The following is an 18,209-nucleotide window of genomic DNA, read 5'->3' as shown; positions in this document are numbered from 1 at the left end:
TCGCACATTTTATGGATTGCACACAATCTAATTGTGCGCAATTATAATAGGGCAAGACACAAACAACGAGGAGATCCACCATGTCTGTCAACGTGCTCTACAAGACCAGCGCCAAGGCAACCGGCGGCCGCGATGGCCATGCCGCAACCCTCGATGGCGCGCTCGACGTCAAGCTCACCACGCCGAAGGAACTCGGCGGCGCCGGCGGCGCCGGCAACAATCCCGAGCAGCTGTTCGCGGCCGGCTATGCTGCCTGTTTCATCGGCGCGATGAAGTTCGTGGGCTCGCAGGGCGGCCCCAAGGTGCCCGCCGATGTGTCGGTCACCTCCACCGTCGGCATCGGCCCGCGCTCGGCTGGCGGTTTCGGCCTCGATGTCGAACTCGCGGTCTCACTCCCGGGCTTGCCGCGCGCAGAAGCTGAAGCGCTGGTCGAGAAAGCGCATCAGGTCTGCCCGTATTCCAACGCCACACGCGGCAATATCGACGTCCGCACCGTGATCGTCTGAGTCACAACGACGCAAACAAACTAACTCTCGATACGAACGGGCTCGGCCATCGGCCGAGCCCGTTCGCGTTCGTCTGGCGGTTGCGCCATACCCTCGCTCTGGCCATAGCCGCTGCCCGGACAAGGCCATTGCTGACCAGCCGGAAGCCCGCTAGCTCTGACAGCCCTTACATGCTCTCTGGCATAAAAATATCCCAACGACACTTGAGAGAAGGCTGATTGAATGAGCTTGCCCATAGCTCCCGGCGCGATTGCCGGCCTGCGCGTGATCGATCTGTCGCGCGTTCTTGGCGGACCCTATTGCACCCAGATCCTGGCCGACCACGGCGCTGACGTCGTCAAGGTCGAGCCGCCGGCCGGCGACGAGACGCGCGACTGGGGCCCCCCCTTCCACGACGACGATGCGGCCTATTTCATCGGCACCAACCGCAACAAGCGCTCGATCGGTCTCGACCTCGCCTCCGAGGGCGGCCGCACGGTGCTGATGCGGATGCTCGAAAATGCCGACGTGATGATCGAGAACTTCAAGCCCGGCACGCTCGACAAATGGGGCATCGGCAACGATTTCCTGCGCGAGAAATTCCCGCAGCTGATCCATTGCCGCATCTCCGGCTTCGGCGGCGACGGCCCGCATGGCGGCCATCCCGGCTATGACGCGATCATCCAGTCGATGGTTGGCTTGATGGCATCGACCGGCTCGCAGGAGAGCGGCCCGACCCGCATCGGCGTCGCGCTCGTCGACATGGCGACCGGTCTCTATGCCTGCGTCGGCATCCTGATGGCGCTCGCCGAGCGTGCCAAATCGGGGCTCGGTCAATTCGTCGAGGCGACATTGTACGAAACCGGTCTCGCGATCATGCATCCGCATACCGCGAACTATTTCTATAATGGCGGCAAGCCGCCGGCGCTGACCGGCAACGAGCATCCGAACCTGGTGCCCTATGCCGTGTTCGCTGCCCGCGACGGCAACATCTTCATGGGCGTCGGCAATGACGGCACCTTCCGCAAGCTGTGCCGCGAACTTGGCAAGCCGGAACTCGGCACGGACGTGCGCTTCGCACGCAACCGTGACCGCGTGCAGAATCGCGATGCGCTGCGTGCCGAGTTGGAAGCGATCCTGAAGGATCACGACAGTGCACCGCTGTGCGAGCGCCTGCTCGGCGCTGGCCTACCGGCAGGCCCGGTGCAGTCGATCGACAAGGCGCTCGCCAATGCGCACACGAAGCATCGCGGCGATATCATCGAGAAGGACTGGTACAAGGGCGTCGCCTCGCCGGTCCGCTTCGACCGCACCAAAGCGAGCCTGCGCCACGTGCCGCCGAAGTTCAACGAGCACTTCAACGAGATCCTCACCGAGTTCGGCTACTCCGGTGATGAAATCAAGGAGCTGGTCGCCAAAGGAACCGTAAGCGGCTCCGAGCGCAAGCGATAAAACAACACGGGGCTGCGCGATCCGCAGCCCCGTTCGTCTTCGACTTTTTGCGGCTTCCCAACGCCGCTATTTCCCGCCTAGCATCCGCGCTGTCAAAATGTCGCATGCACGTCATCCGGCGCAGCTTTGTTGCAACGAGACGATGACGGCTAACGGGAGAAACTGGATGATCCGCCCCCAATTCGCACTCGCCACTCTGTTCGCATGCACGCTGGCGCTCGCTTCGCCCGCGCATGCAGTGACCGAGATCCAGTGGTGGCACGCGATGACCGGCGGCAACAACGACATCGTCAACAAGCTCGCGGCTGACTTCAATGCCAGCCAACCGGACTACAAGGTGGTCCCGACCTTCAAGGGCAGCTATCCCGACACCATGAATGCCGGCATCGCAGCATTCCGCGCCGGCACCGCACCGCACATCCTGCAGGTCTTCGAGGTCGGCACCGCGACCATGATGAGCGCCAAGGGCGCCGTCAAACCTGTCTACCAGCTGATGAAGGATGCGGGCGAGCCGTTCGATCCAAACAACTATCTGCCCGCGATCACCGGATACTATTCGACATCGAAGGGCGAAATGCTGTCGTTTCCCTTCAACTCGTCGTCGATGGTGATGTGGGTCAATCTGGATGCGCTGAAAAAGGCCAATATTGCCGAAATTCCCAAGACCTGGCCCGAAGTGTTCGAGGGCGCCAAGAAGCTCAAGGCGGCCGGCTATGCGACCTGCGGCTTCTCCAACGCCTGGGCGACCTGGGCCAATATCGAGCAGTTCTCGGCATGGCACAACGTGCCGATCGGCACCAAGGCGAATGGACTCGACGGCTTCGACACCGAACTGAAATTCAACTCGCCACTGCATGTCAAACATCTGCAGACGCTGATCGAATTGCAAAAGGACAAGACCTACGATTATTCCGGTCGCGCCAATGCCAGCGAGAGTCGCTTCGGCTCCGGCGAATGCCCGCTCTTCATGACCTCGTCCGGCTATTATGCGACGGCGAAGGGTACCGCCAAATTCGCCTTTACCTCGGTGCCGATGCCCTACTATCCCGACGTCACCGGCGCGCCGCAGAATTCGATCATCGGCGGCGCTTCGCTATGGGTGATGGGCGGCAAGAAGCCTGAGGAATACAAGGGCATCGCAAAATTCTTCAGCTTCCTGTCCGACACGGATCGTCAGGCCAAGCTGCATCAGGAGTCCGGTTATCTGCCGATCACCAAGGCCGCCTATGAAAAGACCAAGGCCGACGGCTTCTATGACAAGAACCCGATCCTGCAGACCCCGCTGAAGGAGCTGACGAACAAGGAGCCGACCGAAAATTCGCGCGGCCTGCGGTTCGGCAACATGGTGCAACTGCGAGACATCTGGTCCGAAGAGATTGAGGCTGCATTGGGTGGCCAGAAGACGGCACAACAGGCACTCGATACTGCCGTAAGCCGTGGCAACGCCATGTTGCGGACCTTCGAAAAGACTGCGAAGTAGTATTCAAGCGGACGCTGTCGTTGCCCGGCCTCGCGCGCAATTGCGCGCTTGGACGGGCGATGACATGAGCAGAATGAGGCTGCTTTTTGGGGCACGACGAACTGCATGGAAAAGTCCGCGGTCTTCAAGGGTAAGCTGCTGCCATATTTGTTGCTCGTGCCGCAGCTGGTCATCACCCTGGTGTTTTTCTACTGGCCGGCCAGCCAGGCTGTCTGGCAATCGTTTTTGCGCGAGGACGCGTTCGGCCTGAACTCGGAATTCATCGGGCTGGAGAACTATCAGGCGCTGCTTGCCCAGCCGGAATACTACAAGGCAATGGCGACGACCGTGGTGTTCTCGTCGCTGGTCGCGGCGCTCTCGCTGTCGATCGCATTGTTGTTCGCCACCCAGGCCGACAAGAATCTGAAAGCGGCACCGACCTTCAAGGTCATGATGATCTGGCCCTATGCGGTGGCGCCGGCCGTCGCCGGCGTGCTGTGGCTGTTCATCTTCCATCCCTCCCTCGGCACCATGGCACGGCCGCTGCGCATGATGGGCTTCAACTGGAATCCGATGTTGAACGGCAACCACGCCATGGCGCTCGTCGTCATGGCCGCGGTGTGGAAGCAGATCGCCTATAATTTCCTGTTCTTCCTGGCCGGCCTGCAGGCGATCCCGCGCAGCGTACTAGAGGCCGGGGCGATTGATGGCGCCGGACCGTATCGGCGATTCTGGACGATCACGTTCCCGTTGCTGTCGCCGACCACGTTCTTCCTGCTGGTCGTCAACGTCGTCTACGTCTTCTTCGACACTTTCGGCATCATCGACGCGGTCACCGGCGGCGGGCCGGCTGGGGCGACGACCACCATGGTCTACAAGGTCTATGCCGACGGCAGGCTCGGCGGCGACCTCGGCGGATCGGCAGCGCAGTCGGTGATCCTGATGGTGATCGTGATCGCGCTCACGGCCATCCAGTTTCGCTACGTCGAGCGCAAGGTGCAGTACTGATGGTCGAGCATCGCCGCTGGAACGACATCCTCGCTTACGCGATCCTGACTTTCGGCGTGTTCATCGTCGTGTTCCCGGTCTATGTCGCGCTGATCGCCTCGACCCATGACGCAGCAACGGTGGTCAACGGCAACATGCCAATGCTGCCGGGCAGCCATACGCTGGAGAACTACTACCGGGCCATCTTCGTCGGCGGATCGCGCGCCAGCCGCGAGCCGGTCGGCCATATGCTGATGAACTCGTTCGTCATGGCAATGGGCATCGCGCTCGGCAAGATCGTGATCTCGATCCTCTCCGCCTATGCGGTGGTGTATTTCCGTTTCCCGTTCCGCCAGACGGCGTTCTGGATCATCTTCGTGACGCTGATGCTGCCGGTCGAGGTTCGCATCTATCCGACCTACAAGGTGATCGCCGATCTGAAGATGCTCGACACCTATGCCGGGCTGATCCTGCCGCTGATCGCATCGGCCACCGGCACGCTGCTGTTTCGCCAGTTCTTCATGACCATCCCCGATGAATTGCTCGAAGCCTCGCGCATCGACGGCGCCGGTCCCTTTCGCTTTTTCAAGGATACGCTGCTGCCGCTGTCGGTGACGACGATGGCGGCGCTGTTCGTGATCCAGTTCATCTATGGCTGGAACCAGTATCTGTGGCCGCTGCTGATCACGACGCAGGAATCCATGCAGACCATCGTCACCGGCATCAAGAAGATGCTGACGACGACAGATGAACTCGCCGAATGGCAGCTCGCGATGGCGACGGCGATCCTTGCGATGGTGCCTCCTGTCGCCGTGGTGGTGTTCATGCAGCGGCTGTTCGTGCGTGGCCTGGTCGAGACGGAGAAGTAAGTTCAGATGGCCAATGTTTCGCTGCGCAACGTCCGCAAGACCTATCCCGGCGGCTTCGAGGCCATCAAAGGCATCGATTTCGATATCGGCGACGGCCAGTTCTGCGTGCTGGTAGGACCAAGCGGCTGCGGCAAGTCAACCTTGCTGCGCATGGTTGCCGGCCTCGAAACCGTCACCTCCGGCGAGGTCGATATTGGCGGCCGTATCGTCAACGAGATCGAGCCGGCGGATCGCGACATCGCCATGGTGTTTCAGAATTACGCGCTCTATCCGCATATGAGCGTCTACAACAACATGGCCTACGGCCTGCGCAACAGAGGCATGCCGAAGCCGGAGATCGATACGCGCGTACGCGAAGCCGCTCAGACACTCGAACTCGCCGGCATGCTCGATCGCAAGCCCAGACAATTGTCCGGCGGCCAGCGCCAGCGCGTTGCCATGGGGCGCGCCATCGTGCGGCAACCGAAAGTGTTCCTGTTCGACGAGCCACTGTCCAATCTCGATGCCAAGCTGCGCGTTGCCATGCGGGTCGAAATCCGCAAGCTGCAACGTCGCCTCAAGACAACGTCGATCTACGTCACCCACGATCAGTTGGAGGCGATGACGCTGGCGGATATTCTGGTGGTGATGAACGGCGGCCAGGTCGAGCAGATCGGCAGTCCGCTCGATATCTACCGCAAGCCGGCGACCACTTTCGTCGCCTCCTTCATCGGCGCGCCACCGATGAACCTGATCAAGCTGGGCGGCAATGAGATCCGTGCGCAGTTCGCCGGCGACAGCCGCGGCGCCGCCGACGCCGGTATCCTGGGCGTCCGGCCGGAAGACCTTACGATTTCCGGCGCGGCCGCAACTGACGGCGGCATCACGCTGAACCTGACGGTCGAGGCCATCGAACGGGTCGGCGCGGAAACCTTCGTCTATGGCACCCGTGCGCGGGCCGAGAAGGCCGTCAGCGCCACTCCGGGCGAGCTGCCCGAGGGCGAGGTCATCGTGCGTATCCCCGGCCAGGATGCCCCGGCCATCGGTGCTTCGATCCGCGCCACGGCTCCCCGCGACAAACTGCACCTGTTCAGCGTCGATGGCCGCAATCGGATCGATATCTGATCGGTTTCAAGGCCTTAGTAACGGTTTCCCGGCAATTTAGAGGTGCTTGAACCGGGCTTTGGCATGCCCATATTGTTGATTGACCGGTTGGCAGAGTGCCGATTGGCCAGGGGTGCCGTGAGGGCCCCTCAAAGTCGCTTCGAGAGGGCTTTGTAGGTATGTCTCGTGTTCCTTCGTTATCTAGTCCGTTCCTTTTGGGATTCGACGAGATTGAGCGTGCGCTCGATCGCGTCGTCAAAGGTGCCGACGGTTATCCTCCTTACAACATCGAGCGGTGCGACCGTAATAACGGTCAACCCGAACGCCTGCGGATCACGCTGGCGGTCGCAGGTTTCACCCGCGATCAGCTCGATGTGACCACCGAGGAAAACCAGCTCGTGATCCGGGGCCGCCAGCAGGACGACAAGACCCGGCAATACATCCATCGCGGCATCGCCGCGCGCCACTTCCAGCGCACCTTCGTGCTGGCAGAGGGGATGCTGGTGCTGGGTGCGGATCTGAAGAACGGGCTGTTGTCGATTGATCTGGCCAGGCCTGAGCCTGAAAGGGTCATTAAGACAATCGCTATCAATGAGCACGAATAATGCATGACCCGACAAACTGGTTTCCGGTTTTTCGATCAGGTCATGCATCCTGAGTATGGAACGAGTAGCGGACTCGACCGCTTGATCTCATAGAAGGAGTCGAGACGATGACTGAAGTTGTTACGATCAATGAAAATGCCGCCGTCACCACCGAAGCATTGGCGCATCTGGGCGAAGGTATGATCGCCTATGTGAAGCCGGTTCGCTCGGAAGATGTGCCGGGACTGTTCCCGCAGGCGCCGGAGATTGCGCCGGGATTGCAGCTGTTCGCGCTGCACGCCGCCGACGGCACGCCGATCATGCTCACCGACAGCCGTGAAGCGGCGATCGCGAATGCATGGAGCCAGGAATTGCAGACCGTCAGCGTTCACTAACCCGAACTGGCCAGCATGCAGACGTCAGGATACGCGGTGACAGCCGCGTATCCCAATGTCGAGTATCCCAGCGTCCAAAACGACGATCATCACGCGCAGGCGCTCGGCTTGCATGACGCGGTATCTATTTAACCCGTCGTCAATATCGTGAGTACATTATCGGACGCAATCGATTCGCACGCGACCTCTCATCCGCTGCGCCATCTGAAAAACTGATCCCCCCATCAATAGCAATCTGGATATCCGACGCGATGGCATCATTGCGCCTGATCTTTGCTGCCGTTTCACAGAAGAAAATGGTGACCACGCATTCACCATGACTTGAGAAAATCTGGTCATGTTGAGATTCGAGGTCGCCATGAATGGATCGACACAAGCCCAGATAGTTCAAGTCGAAGACTTGCTACGGAGCTTCGGTGCAACGATCACCGCTCCGAAATCAGAGGCAGTTCCCCGGACCGGCTCCTGGGGTTTTGATAGTCGGCCAGTGATCGCAGCCTGTTTCGCGATCCTCGTCTTTGCACCGGGCTGCGCAGCTGCCACCGTATTCTTGATGCGCGCCGACGGCACCGTCCCTCCCATCATCGCACCCGATAGCAACCCGCCTTTCGTGACCAAGTCAGACCGCTTGCCGCTCGGGCAATGGAGCATCGAGGCCGTTCAGAGCCTCGGCACTCTAAATAACGCGCGCCTTGCGGCGGCTGCTGCACTCGCAGATCCCATATTTCTCTCACCAATCCTGATCCGCGGCAGCCTCGAGGACGGCACGCTCACGACCTTCGCCGAGCCCGCGGCCATGCCTGGGCCGACCATGCTGCTGTCAAAGCTGCGGGTGAAGCGTGACGTCCGTCGCCCAAAGCCACCCAAACTCGTCGCTGAAATCACTCACCCCGAGCCGCCACAACCAACCTTCTTCGAAAAGCTGTTCGGACGACGTTTCAACTAGCTCAGTCACTCTTCTCACAAGCGAGGAACACAATGCAAAACACTGCCGCGATGAACTCGGACGTCAAAGCTCTCCTCACTTTGCTGTTGCTGAAGACCGGCACCAGTTCGCCGGAGATTCACAATGCCCTGCAGCTTGCTGCCGCATCGCGGGTAATGATGGCGGAAGAATATGCCAATCCGATGCGCATGCAGGGCATAGAAGCTTCAGGCAGCAACGTCGCCAAGCTTCGTCCCGCAACCGCCGTCAACGTTCCTGAAACGTCAGCGGCCGTGCGACGCATGAAGCAGAGCGCAGACGCGATGAATTCCGACGTCAAGGCGCTGCTGACGTTGCTGCTGCTCAAGAGCGGCGCGGATTCCAACGAGATCCAGACAGCACTGCGGATGGCAGCATCATCGCGCGCAGTCGCTGCAGCGGATGAAGCAGAATCGATCCGTGCCGAAACGCAAGCCGAAGCTGCCTCTGCGGCCATGAACGAGCTCGCATCGATCACCGCGCGGCAGGCGATGCGCAACGAGTCGCTCGCTCCAATCTCGGCCAAGGAATTCGCGGCGTAAGCTGGCAAGGCCAACCAGCCTTCTATCTCCGCGCAAGCAGGGATCTGGTTCGGAGTAGGAGAATCGCCCGGTCCAACCGGGCGATTCCAGCGTAAGCTGCGAGATGAGCCGGTTAGGCGGCTGTCGCCGGCGGCAAAGCCAGCACGGAATAAATCGCCTGCGCGTCACGGGAGGCACGCAGCTTTTTGGCGACGTCCTGATCGCGCAGCAGACGTGCGATCCGCGCCAGCGCCTTCAAATGATCGGCGCCCGCACCTTCCGGCGCCAGCAGCAGGAACACCAGATCGACCGGCTGACCGTCCATGGCCTCGAAATCGATCGGACGATCGAGGCGCGCAAACAGGCCGAACAGCTTGTCGAGCTTCGGCAACTTGCCATGCGGAATGGCAACGCCATAGCCCACGGCCGTCGTACCGAGCTTCTCACGCTGCAACAGCACCTCGAAAATGGCGCGGTCGTTCTGACCGGTGAGCGCGGAAGCGCGCGCAGCGAGCTCCTGCAGCGCCTGCTTCTTGCTGTTGACCTTCAACGCCGGGATTATCGCCTCGGGCGCGACCAGATCGGTAATCGTCATTGACCGTTCCGAGGATGTTTGACCGTCAGCGGGTAGTTAGAACCAAAACCGGCAGCGTCAAGAAAGACTGGAAAGGGACATCGTTCCCTGTGATGGAAAACGCGCCGGGCGCGAACGCCCGGACGTACTCTAGCACCGGAACCCCCCATGCGAAATCCATTGACCGGTATAACCCTGTCAAAGGCGGCGGACCATAGGGAGGGGCCGTTTGGGCGTCAATGCCGTCAGGACGGTTTAACCACCGGTGGATCGACCCAACCCACGTTACCGTCGCCTCGGCGGTACACGATATTCACCCGACCGGTACTGCCATGCAGGAATAGCACGACGGCCGCGCCGGTGAAATCAAGTTCCATGACAGCTTCGCTCACCGAGAACCGCTTCAGCGACCTGGTCGATTCGGCAATGATGACCGGATCGTAGCCACTGTCGGCATCGCCCTCATGATCGGGCGCCTCAAGGATGTAGCTCGGCGCGTCCAAAGTCGGGGCCGTGAGTTCGGCCATCGCCTGATTTTCAGCATGCGTCTTGCGCGCGGAACGATCCTTCAGCCGGCTCTTGTAGCGACGTAAACGTTTCTCGATCTGAAGCAGCGCCTGATCGGCGCTGGCGTAAGCATCCGCTGCATTGGAGTCCGCTTCGAGCGTAATTCCGGAATCAAGATGCAACGCACAATCGGTGCGGAAGCCGAAGCCGTCTTTGCTGAGCGTGATGTGACCGGAATAGTTGCCATCGAAATATTTGCGAAGGACCTCATCGGTCCGCTCGCTCACGCGGCCTCGCAAAGCGTCTCCGACATTGATGCTTTTTCCCGAGATACGAAGGGTCATGCTGATGCCTCGATTCTTCTGCCTTGAACCGACAGTATCCCGTTTCCACGGGAGTGCAATCAAGCTGGTGCAGTGTCGCGGGATCGGTCGGGTGCCCTATCGGACGGAGTGGCGGGTGCCGTGAGTGCATTGCCGAGCATACTCTGCTTGTCGCGTCGGCGCTGAACTGAAGACGGGATACGCATGGCTTCACGGTATTTGGCAACGGTACGGCGCGCGATATCAATTCCGGCTTCGCGCAAGCGTTCCACGATCGTGTCGTCCGAAAGAATAAGAGAAGGACTTTCTCCATCAATCAATTGCTTGATGTGATGTCGCACCGCTTCAGCCGAATGCGCTTCGCCACCATCAGCCGACGCGATCGATGCCGTAAAGAAGTATTTCAATTCAAAGCTGCCGCGATTTGTCGCCATGTATTTATTGGCGGTAACGCGCGACACCGTCGATTCATGCATTTGAATGGCATCAGCAACCGCCTTGAGATTCAGCGGCCGAAGATGCGCAACACCCTGCGTAAAGAAGCCATCCTGCTGCCGGACGATCTCGGTCGCAACCTTCAGGATAGTACGCGCGCGCTGATCGAGCGCACGCACCAGCCAGGTCGCATTCTGTAGACAATCCGTGAAGTACGACTTGTCGCCATCCTTGCGGATCGTTTTCGACAATTCGGAATAATAAACCTGGTTCACGAGAACGCGCGGCAGCGTGTCGCTGTTCAACTCGACATGCCAGCCGCCATCAGGACCCGGCCGCACATAGACATCAGGCACTACGGTCTGTGTTCGCGCCGAGCCAAACTTCAGACCGGGCTTCGGATCGAGCCTGCGAATCTCGCCGATCATGTCGGTCAGATCTTCGTCGTCGACGCCGCAGATTTTTCTGAGATTGCCGATGTCGCGCTTGGCCAGAAGATCGAGATGCTCGACCAATGCCTGCATCGCAGGGTCGTAACGGTTCTGTTCACGCAACTGGATTGCGAGACATTCGCTGAGACTGCGCGCGCAGACACCCGGCGGATCGAATTTCTGCAACGCACCGAGAACGCTTTGGACATCGTCAACAGAGGCGCCCAGCCGCTCATGCACGTCGCCGAGATCTTGCGGCAGGTAGCCGGCCTCATCGACGAGATCGATCAGATACTGACCGATCATGCGCTGCGCGGGCGACGAGAACGCCACCGAGAGCTGTTCGGCGAGATGGCTGCCGAGCGTCACTTCCGCGGCAACGAAGGCCTCAAGATTGTAACTATCGTCGTTGGAAGCGCCGCCGCCCCATTCGGTATAGGCGGTCGGAGCAGCATCTTGTGCGTTGCGTGCGGCGGCTTCGGCCGGCTCTTCGGAGAAGACGTTGTCCAACCCGGTGTCCAGGGTCTGCTCGATCTCGGCGCGGGTGCCGAGTTCGCGGTTCATCCACTCGTCGGGCGCCGGCGCATCGAAGCTGTCGCCGCCTGAACGATCGGAAAAATCGGAATGGTCGCCGCCATCGTCATGGCCGGAGGCATAGCCCGCCTCGTCCTGACCGGAGAACTCGCTGCGCTCGGGGCTGGCCTCGCCGGCCACCGGCGGCTCAGGACCGTCGCTGGCGCGTTCCAGCAGCGGATTGCGCTCCAGTTCATCTTCGACAAAGGTTGCGAGATCGAGATTCGACAGCTGCAGCAGCTTGATGGCCTGCATCAGCTGCGGCGTCATCACCAGCGACTGGGATTGCCGGAACTCTAGTCTCTGCGTCAGCGCCATGGAGGCAAAAACCGATCCAAAAGTTGGTCCGTTTCTTGCTTATCTCTTTCCCGGCCTGATGTACACGGCTTGACGAATTGTAAATTTGGTCTAGAGGCGGAATTCCTCGCCAAGGTAAAGCCGACGCACGTCCGGGTCAGCCACGATCTCCTCTGGAGATCCCTCCGTCAGGATTTCACCAGCATAGACGATGTAGGCGCGGTCTGTCAGCCCCAGCGTTTCGCGCACGTTATGGTCGGTGATCAGCACGCCGATGCCGCGATTGGTGAGGTGGCGGACCAGGTCTTGAATGTCACCCACCGCGATCGGGTCGATGCCGGCAAAGGGTTCGTCGAGCAGCATGTAATTCGGCCGCGTTGCCAGCGCGCGCGCGATTTCGACACGGCGACGCTCACCGCCGGACAGCGCGATCGACGGCGACTTGCGCAGTCTCTGGATGTTGAACTCTTCGAGCAGCCCGTCGAGCTCGCGCTCGCGCTTCTTGCGACTGGGCTCGACGACTTCCAGCACCGCACGGATGTTCTGCTCGACGGTAAGACCGCGGAAAATCGAGGCTTCCTGCGGTAGATAGCCGATGCCGAGGCGCGCACGCTGATACATCGGCAGCTGGGTGACGTCGTGGCCGTCAAGCTCAATGGCGCCGCTGTCGGGCTTGATCAGGCCGGTGATCATGTAGAACACCGTGGTCTTGCCGGCACCGTTCGGTCCGAGCAGGCCGACGGCCTCACCACGACGAACATAAATGCTGACGCCGCGGGTGACCTGGCGTGAGCCGAAGCTCTTTTTCACATTATGGACGGCCAGATAGCCCGCACGCGGGGCAGCTTTTGGTGCGGCGGCGCCGTTGGTCCGGGGCCGCTGCGGCGCCTTGTCCGGACGGCGGCCCGGCGCAGGCTGTGTGGCACGCGGCGCCTCCGCCCGAGCCTGCGGAACCTGGGGCGTATCGGCCGGAGCGGTGCGCGCCAAGGGCGGCGCCTCGCGGCTGGGGCTGCCCAGCATGTCGCCCATGCTGTCGCCGAGCGCCGTGATGTCGACCGGCGAGCGTGCAAAGCCTTGCGGACCGCGTTTTGGAGCGCGCCGACGGAACATGCCGAGGAAATCAACCATTCGCGCTTCGATCAGCCTCTAAACGTCATCCGCGCCAGGTCGCGGCATGTTCGACCACTGGGAACAGCATGGCGGACTAGATGTCCCTTGCCCAGCCGAACGCCAAGCCTTCCATGTCGATTAAAACAATGGCGATAACGGGTTACGCAGCCAGATTCAACCGGATCCGGCTCGTCTATATCGGCAAACCCTTCGAGTTACTTGGGTTTTCCGCCTCCAGGCCCGGGTATGATCGAAGTCGGGCCACCGCCACCCTTCTGGCCGGACGACTCGAACATGCCCTGGACCCTGCCGCTGTTGGATTCGACGCGTGAGGTGCCCGTGGTCATATCCACGGTCAGACGATCGCCGCGCAGTACATTCTTACCCTGGGTAAGCACAACATTGCCCTGCATGGTGACGAGATTGGTCCGGGTGTCGAACACCGCCGTCTCGCCGGTGACGACCTGGTCCTTCTGGGTGACGATGACGCCGCCGCGCGCTTCAAGCCGCTTGATCGCCGACGAACCGCCCGGGCCCGGCTGCGCCGCCTTGATCGGCGCCTTGGGCGCAGCCTTGGCCGCCGGCTCGTTCGCGGAGCCGCCGCCGTCATAGAAGACCACGAGAGTCTTCGACTTCATCGTGGTGTCGCCCTGCACGACCTTCACATCGCCTGCGAAGGTCGCTTCCTTTTTCTTGTCGCGCATTTCCAGCGATGCGGCCTCGATCTGAATGGGCTGATCGCGATTCTGCGAGAAGCCCTGCATGGCATTCGGCACACCCTGCACCGCGCTCTGCGCATGTGCATCGGCTGTCAAAGCCAGCAGGAGCACAGCGATCGCAGCGCCGGTCACCCCGCGAAATCGGACATTACTGACGGGAAAAATCATCACATTCATTTCGCGTTGGCGCGCTTGCCGTTGGCGGCCCGCGGTTTCACGGGCTCCGGCGCGGCTTCGGGCTCCGCCACGGTCTCAGGCTGAGCCGAAGCGTCCGGCGAAGGCGGGTCCATCTTCAGGTTCATCGACACACCGCCCTCGAACCGAACCAGCTCACCGTGTTCCGTGATGCGCATCCGTTGCCCGAGCAAAGTGCCATTGAGAAGTTTGACATCGACCGGTTCGTCCGACGTGACCGTGCCATTGGCAATATCAATGTTCGCCTGTGTCAGCTTGGCTTCGTAGCCGGTCGTCGTTTGCAGGAAAATGTCCTGATACAGATAGAGCATCTGCGATTTCGAATTGAACTTCCCGGTGCGGGCATCCATCGTCATCGTCGACTTGTCTTCCATCATCACCTTGGCGCGCAAGGTCGTTAGTTCGACATTGTCGGGATCTGTCAGATCCTGCGTCGCGGCCTTGGCCCATAACTCATAGGGCCGCCCGTCCGGCGAGAAACCGGCCAGATGCGGCGTCTCCATGGTGATCTTGGTCCCCGAAACGACCAGATTGCCCATGTCGAGCGGCAATTTGGCGAGGATCCGGAACGGATTGAAGATCGACACGCCGACAATTGCCGCCATCGACAGGATCACGACGGCAGGGACAGCAATCCGCAGCAGACGCACCAGACGGCTATGGCGTGCCGCGGCCCTGAACCGCGCATCCATGCCCGCCTGATAGCTGGGAATCTGAACTGAACTCACCGTCGCTCCAACGGGCCATGCCAAAAAGGGCCACACCGAAAGGCCTGCCAAACCGGCGCCAGTCTACGCTGAAATGCACCGGTTTGCAGCCCCGCCCACCAGAACGAGGAGTATGACCGAAACGCGGCGGGAGGGACCCTGAACTGTTTCAGAAAGTCACTTCGCCGCAGGCCGGTCACGAATGAGCGAAAATGTCCTCGTTTTCCCAGCCCGAAAGGTCGAGTTTGGCCCGGGTCGGAAGGAAGTCGAAACAAGCCTGCGCCAGTTCGGTGCGGCCTTCGCGCGCCAGCATGACGTTGAGGCGCTCGCGCAGCCCATGCAGATGCAGCACGTCCGACGCCGCGTAGGACAGCTGCGCCTCGCTGAGTGTCTGGCTGCCCCAGTCGCTCGACTGCTGCTGCTTCGACAGATCGACGCCGAGGACTTCGCGGACCAGATCCTTGAGACCATGCCTGTCGGTATAGGTGCGGCACAGGCGGGAAGCGATCTTGGTGCAATAGACCGGCTCGGGCATGACGCCGAGCGCATTGTAGAGAGCGGCGAGATCGAACCGCGCAAAGTGAAAGATCTTGGTCACCTTGGGATCGCCGAGCAGCTTCTTCAGGTTCGGCGCGTCCGTGTGGCCCATCGGGACCTGCACGACATCGGCACTTCCATCGCCGGGCGAGAGCTGCACCACGCATAGCCGGTCGCGATGCGGATTGAGACCCATGGTCTCGGTGTCGATCGCAACCGAATCGGTGTAGCGGCTCAGATCCGGCAGATCGCCGCGATGCAGGCGGATGGTCATGGTCTTAATTGCCTCTTTAAGCGCCCGCGATTCGCGGGATTTGGGTGACTTTACCGCGCTATGGCCGGGCTGACGAGAGATACGGTCCCTTAGGTATGTTTCGCCTGCAGCAAAAAGCTGACAGACTGAGCGGACCATTCATCCATCGCGCTAGCGGGCAGAGGTTGCAGATGAACGTCGCACAGCAGCGCTTGCCCCGTTTCGCGGTCCTGATCGATGCCGACAACACGTCCCCGCAGATCGCCGGCGGCCTGTTCGAGGAAATCTCCAAATTCGGCGAAGCCAGCGTTCGCCGTATCTACGGCGACTTCTCAAGTCCGCAGCTCAGATCCTGGGCCGATATCCTGCAGAAGCACGCCATCGATCCCTACCAGCAGTTCGCCTATACCAAGGGCAAGAATGCGTCCGATATCGCGCTTGTCATCGACGCGATGGACCTGCTGCATAGCGGACGGTTCGACGGATTTTGCCTGGTGTCCTCCGACAGCGATTTCACCCGCCTTGCCTCACGGCTGCGCGAGCAAGGCGCTGACGTCTACGGTTTTGGCACGCGCAAGACGCCCGAGAGCTTTCGGCAAGCCTGCCGGCGCTTTGTCTATACGGAAAACCTCATCGCCGAGCGTGCGACGACTACGACCGAGCAGCCGCCAGCGGCGGCGGCCTTGAAGACCCCGGCTGCGGCGATTCCCATTTTGGAAAGGGTCGTCGCCCAGCTTGGCAATGAAGACGGCTGGGTCAATCTCGACCGCGTCGGAGAGCAGCTGCCGAACTTCGTCTCCGATTTCGATGTCCGGAATTACGGTTTTAGAAAATTGAGCGATCTGGTGCGCAAGACTGAAATCTTCGAGATCGAGAAGACCGAAGCCGGTCGCCTGAGGCTTCGGGCCAAGCCGAAGGCGAAGCCAGCAGAACCGAGGCCGACGGAAGCAAAGGCAAAACGGAGAGAGGCATCTGGCCGCGCCAGAAAATCTGCCAAGGACCGCGAAAAAGCCGCCAGCTCGAATTAGCGACTTTCCAGATCAACGACAGCCTCCGGACCAGCCTCAGATGCGCCGGTCGGGCGTCAACTGGTTGCGATTGACGCGCAATTCGATGATCGAGGGCCCCTTGGCCTCCACCGCCCGGGCGAAAGCTGCAGGAAATTCCTGATGCGTTTCGATGGCCTCTCCATAAGCGCCATAGGATCGGGCGAGTGCCGCGAAGTCGGGATTGAGCAGGTCCGTGCCGCTCGGACGATTCGGGAAATGAAGCTCCTGATGCATCCGGATAGAGCCATACATCGCATTGTTGACGATGATCACGACAATCGGCAGTCGCTGCTGGACCGCGGTCGCGAATTCCTGCGAGGCCATCATGAAGCAGCCGTCACCGGCCAGGCAGACGACCCTGCGTTCGGGATGGCGCAACTGCGCTGCAATCGCCGCCGGCAGGCCATAACCCATCGAGCCGGACTTCGGCGCGATCTGGGTGCCCAGCTTTCTGTAGCGATAATAGCGATGCAGCCAGATCGTATAGTTGCCGGCGCCATTGGTAACGATGGCATCGTCCGGTAATTTGGTATTGAGGTGATCGATCACCGTAGCGAGATCGAAAGGCGGCGCATCGGTGCGCGGCGCCTGATAGTCGACGTAAGCCTGACGCGATTCCGCGCGCCAGCTGGCCCATGCCCCGCTGTCGAGCGGAGACAAATCGGCCAGCGCTTCGGCGAAGCGCGAGGAATTGGCGGGAATCCCGAGGGTTGGCACATAGACGCGGCCGAGTTCGTCGGGTCCAGGAAACACGTGGATCAAGATCTGTTTCGGAGTTGGGACGTCGAGCAGGGAGTAGTGATTGGTCGTGACATCTCCCAGCCGATCACCGATCACCAGCAGCAGATCCGCCGTCTTGACCCGCGCCATCAGCGGGCGGCTACAGCCGAGGCTGATATCGCCGATATACTGGTCACTGCGGTTATCGAGCACATCCTGCGAGCGGAAACCGGCGACGACCGGCAAATCGTTGCGTTCGACGAAGGCCGTGAACTGTTCGACCGCGGCCGAGGTCCAGCCGAGATTGCCGACGATCACCAGCGGCCGCTGCGCCTTTTGCAGCAGCGCGCGCACTTCGGCCATCTGCGACGCCGACGGCGAAGCTTCGATGACGGTCGCAGGCGCCGCATCGGCAACGTCGCTCATCGCGCTGAGCACGTCTTCAGGGATCGAAAGCACCACCGGCCCCGGCCGTCCCTGCATCGCGACATGAAAAGCCCGGCTCACCAGTTCCGGAATGCGATCGACCGCGTCAATCTCGACGGCCCATTTCGTCATGTCGTCAAAGGTGCGGACGTAGTTCATCTCCTGAAAGCCTTCACGGCCCAGATGACTGCGCGGCACCTGCCCGACGATCAGGATCATCGGCGTGGAGTCTTGCCACGCGGTGTGCAATCCAAGCGCCGCCTGCATGGCGCCAGGGCCGCGGCTGACCACGCAAATGCCCGGCCGGCCTGAAATTTTGCCGTCGGCTTCAGCCATATGAGAAGCCGTGGTCTCATGCCGGCAGACAATGAAGCGGATCCCGGCATCCGGCTCATACAGCGCGTCAAAGATCGGCAGCGCGCTTTCGCCGGGAACGCCGAACATGCGATCGGCGCCATTGCGCCGCAAGGCCGCGACGAGAATCTCGCCACCATTGCGCTGACCGGCCTTGCTGACCGATGACTGTGTCGGTTCGTGCTTGTTCATGGCGTCTC

19 protein-coding genes are annotated in these 18,209 nt (G+C 60.9%); 11 read left to right on the top strand and 8 right to left on the bottom strand.

The genetic code is table 11. The features are described from left to right. Positions 1-80 precede the first annotated feature (80 nt). From AB8A50_RS21835 to AB8A50_RS21790, 10 genes are all read left to right on the top strand, one after another. On the top strand, positions 81-506 hold the full coding sequence (locus tag AB8A50_RS21835; RefSeq protein ID WP_184512582.1) for an organic hydroperoxide resistance protein: 426 nt from the start codon (positions 81-83) through the stop codon (positions 504-506). Between the two features lie 222 nt (positions 507-728). Next, on the top strand, positions 729-1,937 hold the full coding sequence (locus AB8A50_RS21830; protein ID WP_184512580.1) for a CaiB/BaiF CoA transferase family protein: 1,209 nt from the start codon (positions 729-731) through the stop codon (positions 1,935-1,937). 166 nt (positions 1,938-2,103) lie between these two features. Further along, a complete protein-coding gene (gene ugpB, locus AB8A50_RS21825; RefSeq protein WP_120287726.1) occupies positions 2,104-3,417 on the top strand; it encodes a sn-glycerol-3-phosphate ABC transporter substrate-binding protein UgpB in 1,314 nt (437 codons plus the stop codon). Positions 3,418-3,522: 105 nt separating this feature from the next. Further along, positions 3,523-4,404, top strand: coding sequence for a sn-glycerol-3-phosphate ABC transporter permease UgpA (ugpA, locus tag AB8A50_RS21820; RefSeq protein WP_089266387.1), 882 nt, complete (start codon positions 3,523-3,525; stop codon positions 4,402-4,404). Further along, the gene (ugpE, locus tag AB8A50_RS21815; protein ID WP_089266386.1) at positions 4,404-5,252 is read left to right on the top strand and encodes a sn-glycerol-3-phosphate ABC transporter permease UgpE; all 849 of its coding nucleotides are present in this window, start codon (positions 4,404-4,406) and stop codon (positions 5,250-5,252) included. Before ugpA ends, ugpE begins: the two co-directional genes overlap by 1 nt. 6 nt (positions 5,253-5,258) lie before the next feature. After that, positions 5,259-6,356, top strand: coding sequence for a sn-glycerol-3-phosphate import ATP-binding protein UgpC (locus AB8A50_RS21810; RefSeq protein WP_439078872.1), 1,098 nt, complete (start codon positions 5,259-5,261; stop codon positions 6,354-6,356). A gap of 158 nt (positions 6,357-6,514) precedes the next feature. After that, on the top strand, positions 6,515-6,940 hold the full coding sequence (locus AB8A50_RS21805; protein ID WP_068730313.1) for an Hsp20 family protein: 426 nt from the start codon (positions 6,515-6,517) through the stop codon (positions 6,938-6,940). Between the two features lie 107 nt (positions 6,941-7,047). Next, the gene (locus AB8A50_RS21800; protein ID WP_089266380.1) at positions 7,048-7,314 is read left to right on the top strand and encodes a DUF1150 family protein; all 267 of its coding nucleotides are present in this window, start codon (positions 7,048-7,050) and stop codon (positions 7,312-7,314) included. Between the two features lie 358 nt (positions 7,315-7,672). After that, positions 7,673-8,260: a hypothetical protein gene (locus tag AB8A50_RS21795; RefSeq protein ID WP_439078871.1), complete on the top strand. Its 588-nt coding sequence runs from the start codon at positions 7,673-7,675 to the stop codon at positions 8,258-8,260. A 32-nt stretch (positions 8,261-8,292) separates the two neighbouring features. Further along, a complete protein-coding gene (locus AB8A50_RS21790) occupies positions 8,293-8,820 on the top strand; it encodes a hypothetical protein (protein ID WP_439078870.1) in 528 nt (175 codons plus the stop codon). A gap of 112 nt (positions 8,821-8,932) precedes the next feature. On the opposite strand, the gene ptsN is transcribed toward AB8A50_RS21790, so the two are convergent. From ptsN to AB8A50_RS21755, 7 genes are all read right to left on the bottom strand, one after another. Beyond that, complete coding sequence (gene ptsN, locus AB8A50_RS21785) at positions 8,933-9,394, bottom strand: PTS IIA-like nitrogen regulatory protein PtsN (RefSeq protein WP_089266376.1); 462 nt, start codon at positions 9,392-9,394, stop codon at positions 8,933-8,935. A gap of 224 nt (positions 9,395-9,618) precedes the next feature. Continuing rightward, positions 9,619-10,224 (bottom strand): ribosome hibernation-promoting factor, HPF/YfiA family, encoded by a 606-nt coding sequence (hpf, locus tag AB8A50_RS21780; protein WP_089266375.1) that lies wholly within the window; start codon positions 10,222-10,224, stop codon positions 9,619-9,621. 59 nt (positions 10,225-10,283) lie between these two features. After that, positions 10,284-11,960 carry an RNA polymerase factor sigma-54 gene (gene rpoN, locus AB8A50_RS21775; RefSeq protein WP_231078593.1) on the bottom strand — a complete coding sequence of 559 codons (1,677 nt, stop codon included), beginning with the start codon at positions 11,958-11,960 and terminating at the stop codon, positions 10,284-10,286. A 90-nt stretch (positions 11,961-12,050) separates the two neighbouring features. Further along, on the bottom strand, positions 12,051-13,067 hold the full coding sequence (gene lptB / locus AB8A50_RS21770) for an LPS export ABC transporter ATP-binding protein (protein WP_439078869.1): 1,017 nt from the start codon (positions 13,065-13,067) through the stop codon (positions 12,051-12,053). Between the two features lie 197 nt (positions 13,068-13,264). Further along, positions 13,265-13,936 (bottom strand): LptA/OstA family protein, encoded by a 672-nt coding sequence (locus tag AB8A50_RS21765; RefSeq protein ID WP_414716916.1) that lies wholly within the window; start codon positions 13,934-13,936, stop codon positions 13,265-13,267. A gap of 5 nt (positions 13,937-13,941) precedes the next feature. Continuing rightward, positions 13,942-14,691: an LPS export ABC transporter periplasmic protein LptC gene (gene lptC, locus AB8A50_RS21760; protein WP_089266371.1), complete on the bottom strand. Its 750-nt coding sequence runs from the start codon at positions 14,689-14,691 to the stop codon at positions 13,942-13,944. 175 nt (positions 14,692-14,866) lie between these two features. After that, the gene (locus AB8A50_RS21755; RefSeq protein WP_439078868.1) at positions 14,867-15,481 is read right to left on the bottom strand and encodes a ribonuclease D; all 615 of its coding nucleotides are present in this window, start codon (positions 15,479-15,481) and stop codon (positions 14,867-14,869) included. 170 nt (positions 15,482-15,651) lie between these two features. On the opposite strand from AB8A50_RS21755, the gene AB8A50_RS21750 reads away from it, so the two are divergent. Next, a complete protein-coding gene (locus AB8A50_RS21750) occupies positions 15,652-16,488 on the top strand; it encodes an NYN domain-containing protein (protein WP_439074095.1) in 837 nt (278 codons plus the stop codon). A 36-nt stretch (positions 16,489-16,524) separates the two neighbouring features. On the opposite strand, the gene AB8A50_RS21745 is transcribed toward AB8A50_RS21750, so the two are convergent. Beyond that, positions 16,525-18,201 carry a thiamine pyrophosphate-binding protein gene (locus AB8A50_RS21745; RefSeq protein WP_439074096.1) on the bottom strand — a complete coding sequence of 559 codons (1,677 nt, stop codon included), beginning with the start codon at positions 18,199-18,201 and terminating at the stop codon, positions 16,525-16,527. Between the last annotated feature and the right edge of the window lie 8 nt (positions 18,202-18,209).

It is taken from the genome of Tardiphaga sp. 841_E9_N1_2 (assembly GCF_051811065.1).
In the GTDB taxonomy this organism is placed as follows: Bacteria; Pseudomonadota; Alphaproteobacteria; order Rhizobiales; family Xanthobacteraceae; genus Tardiphaga; species Tardiphaga robiniae.
This window is presented reverse-complemented; position numbering and strand designations above follow the sequence as displayed.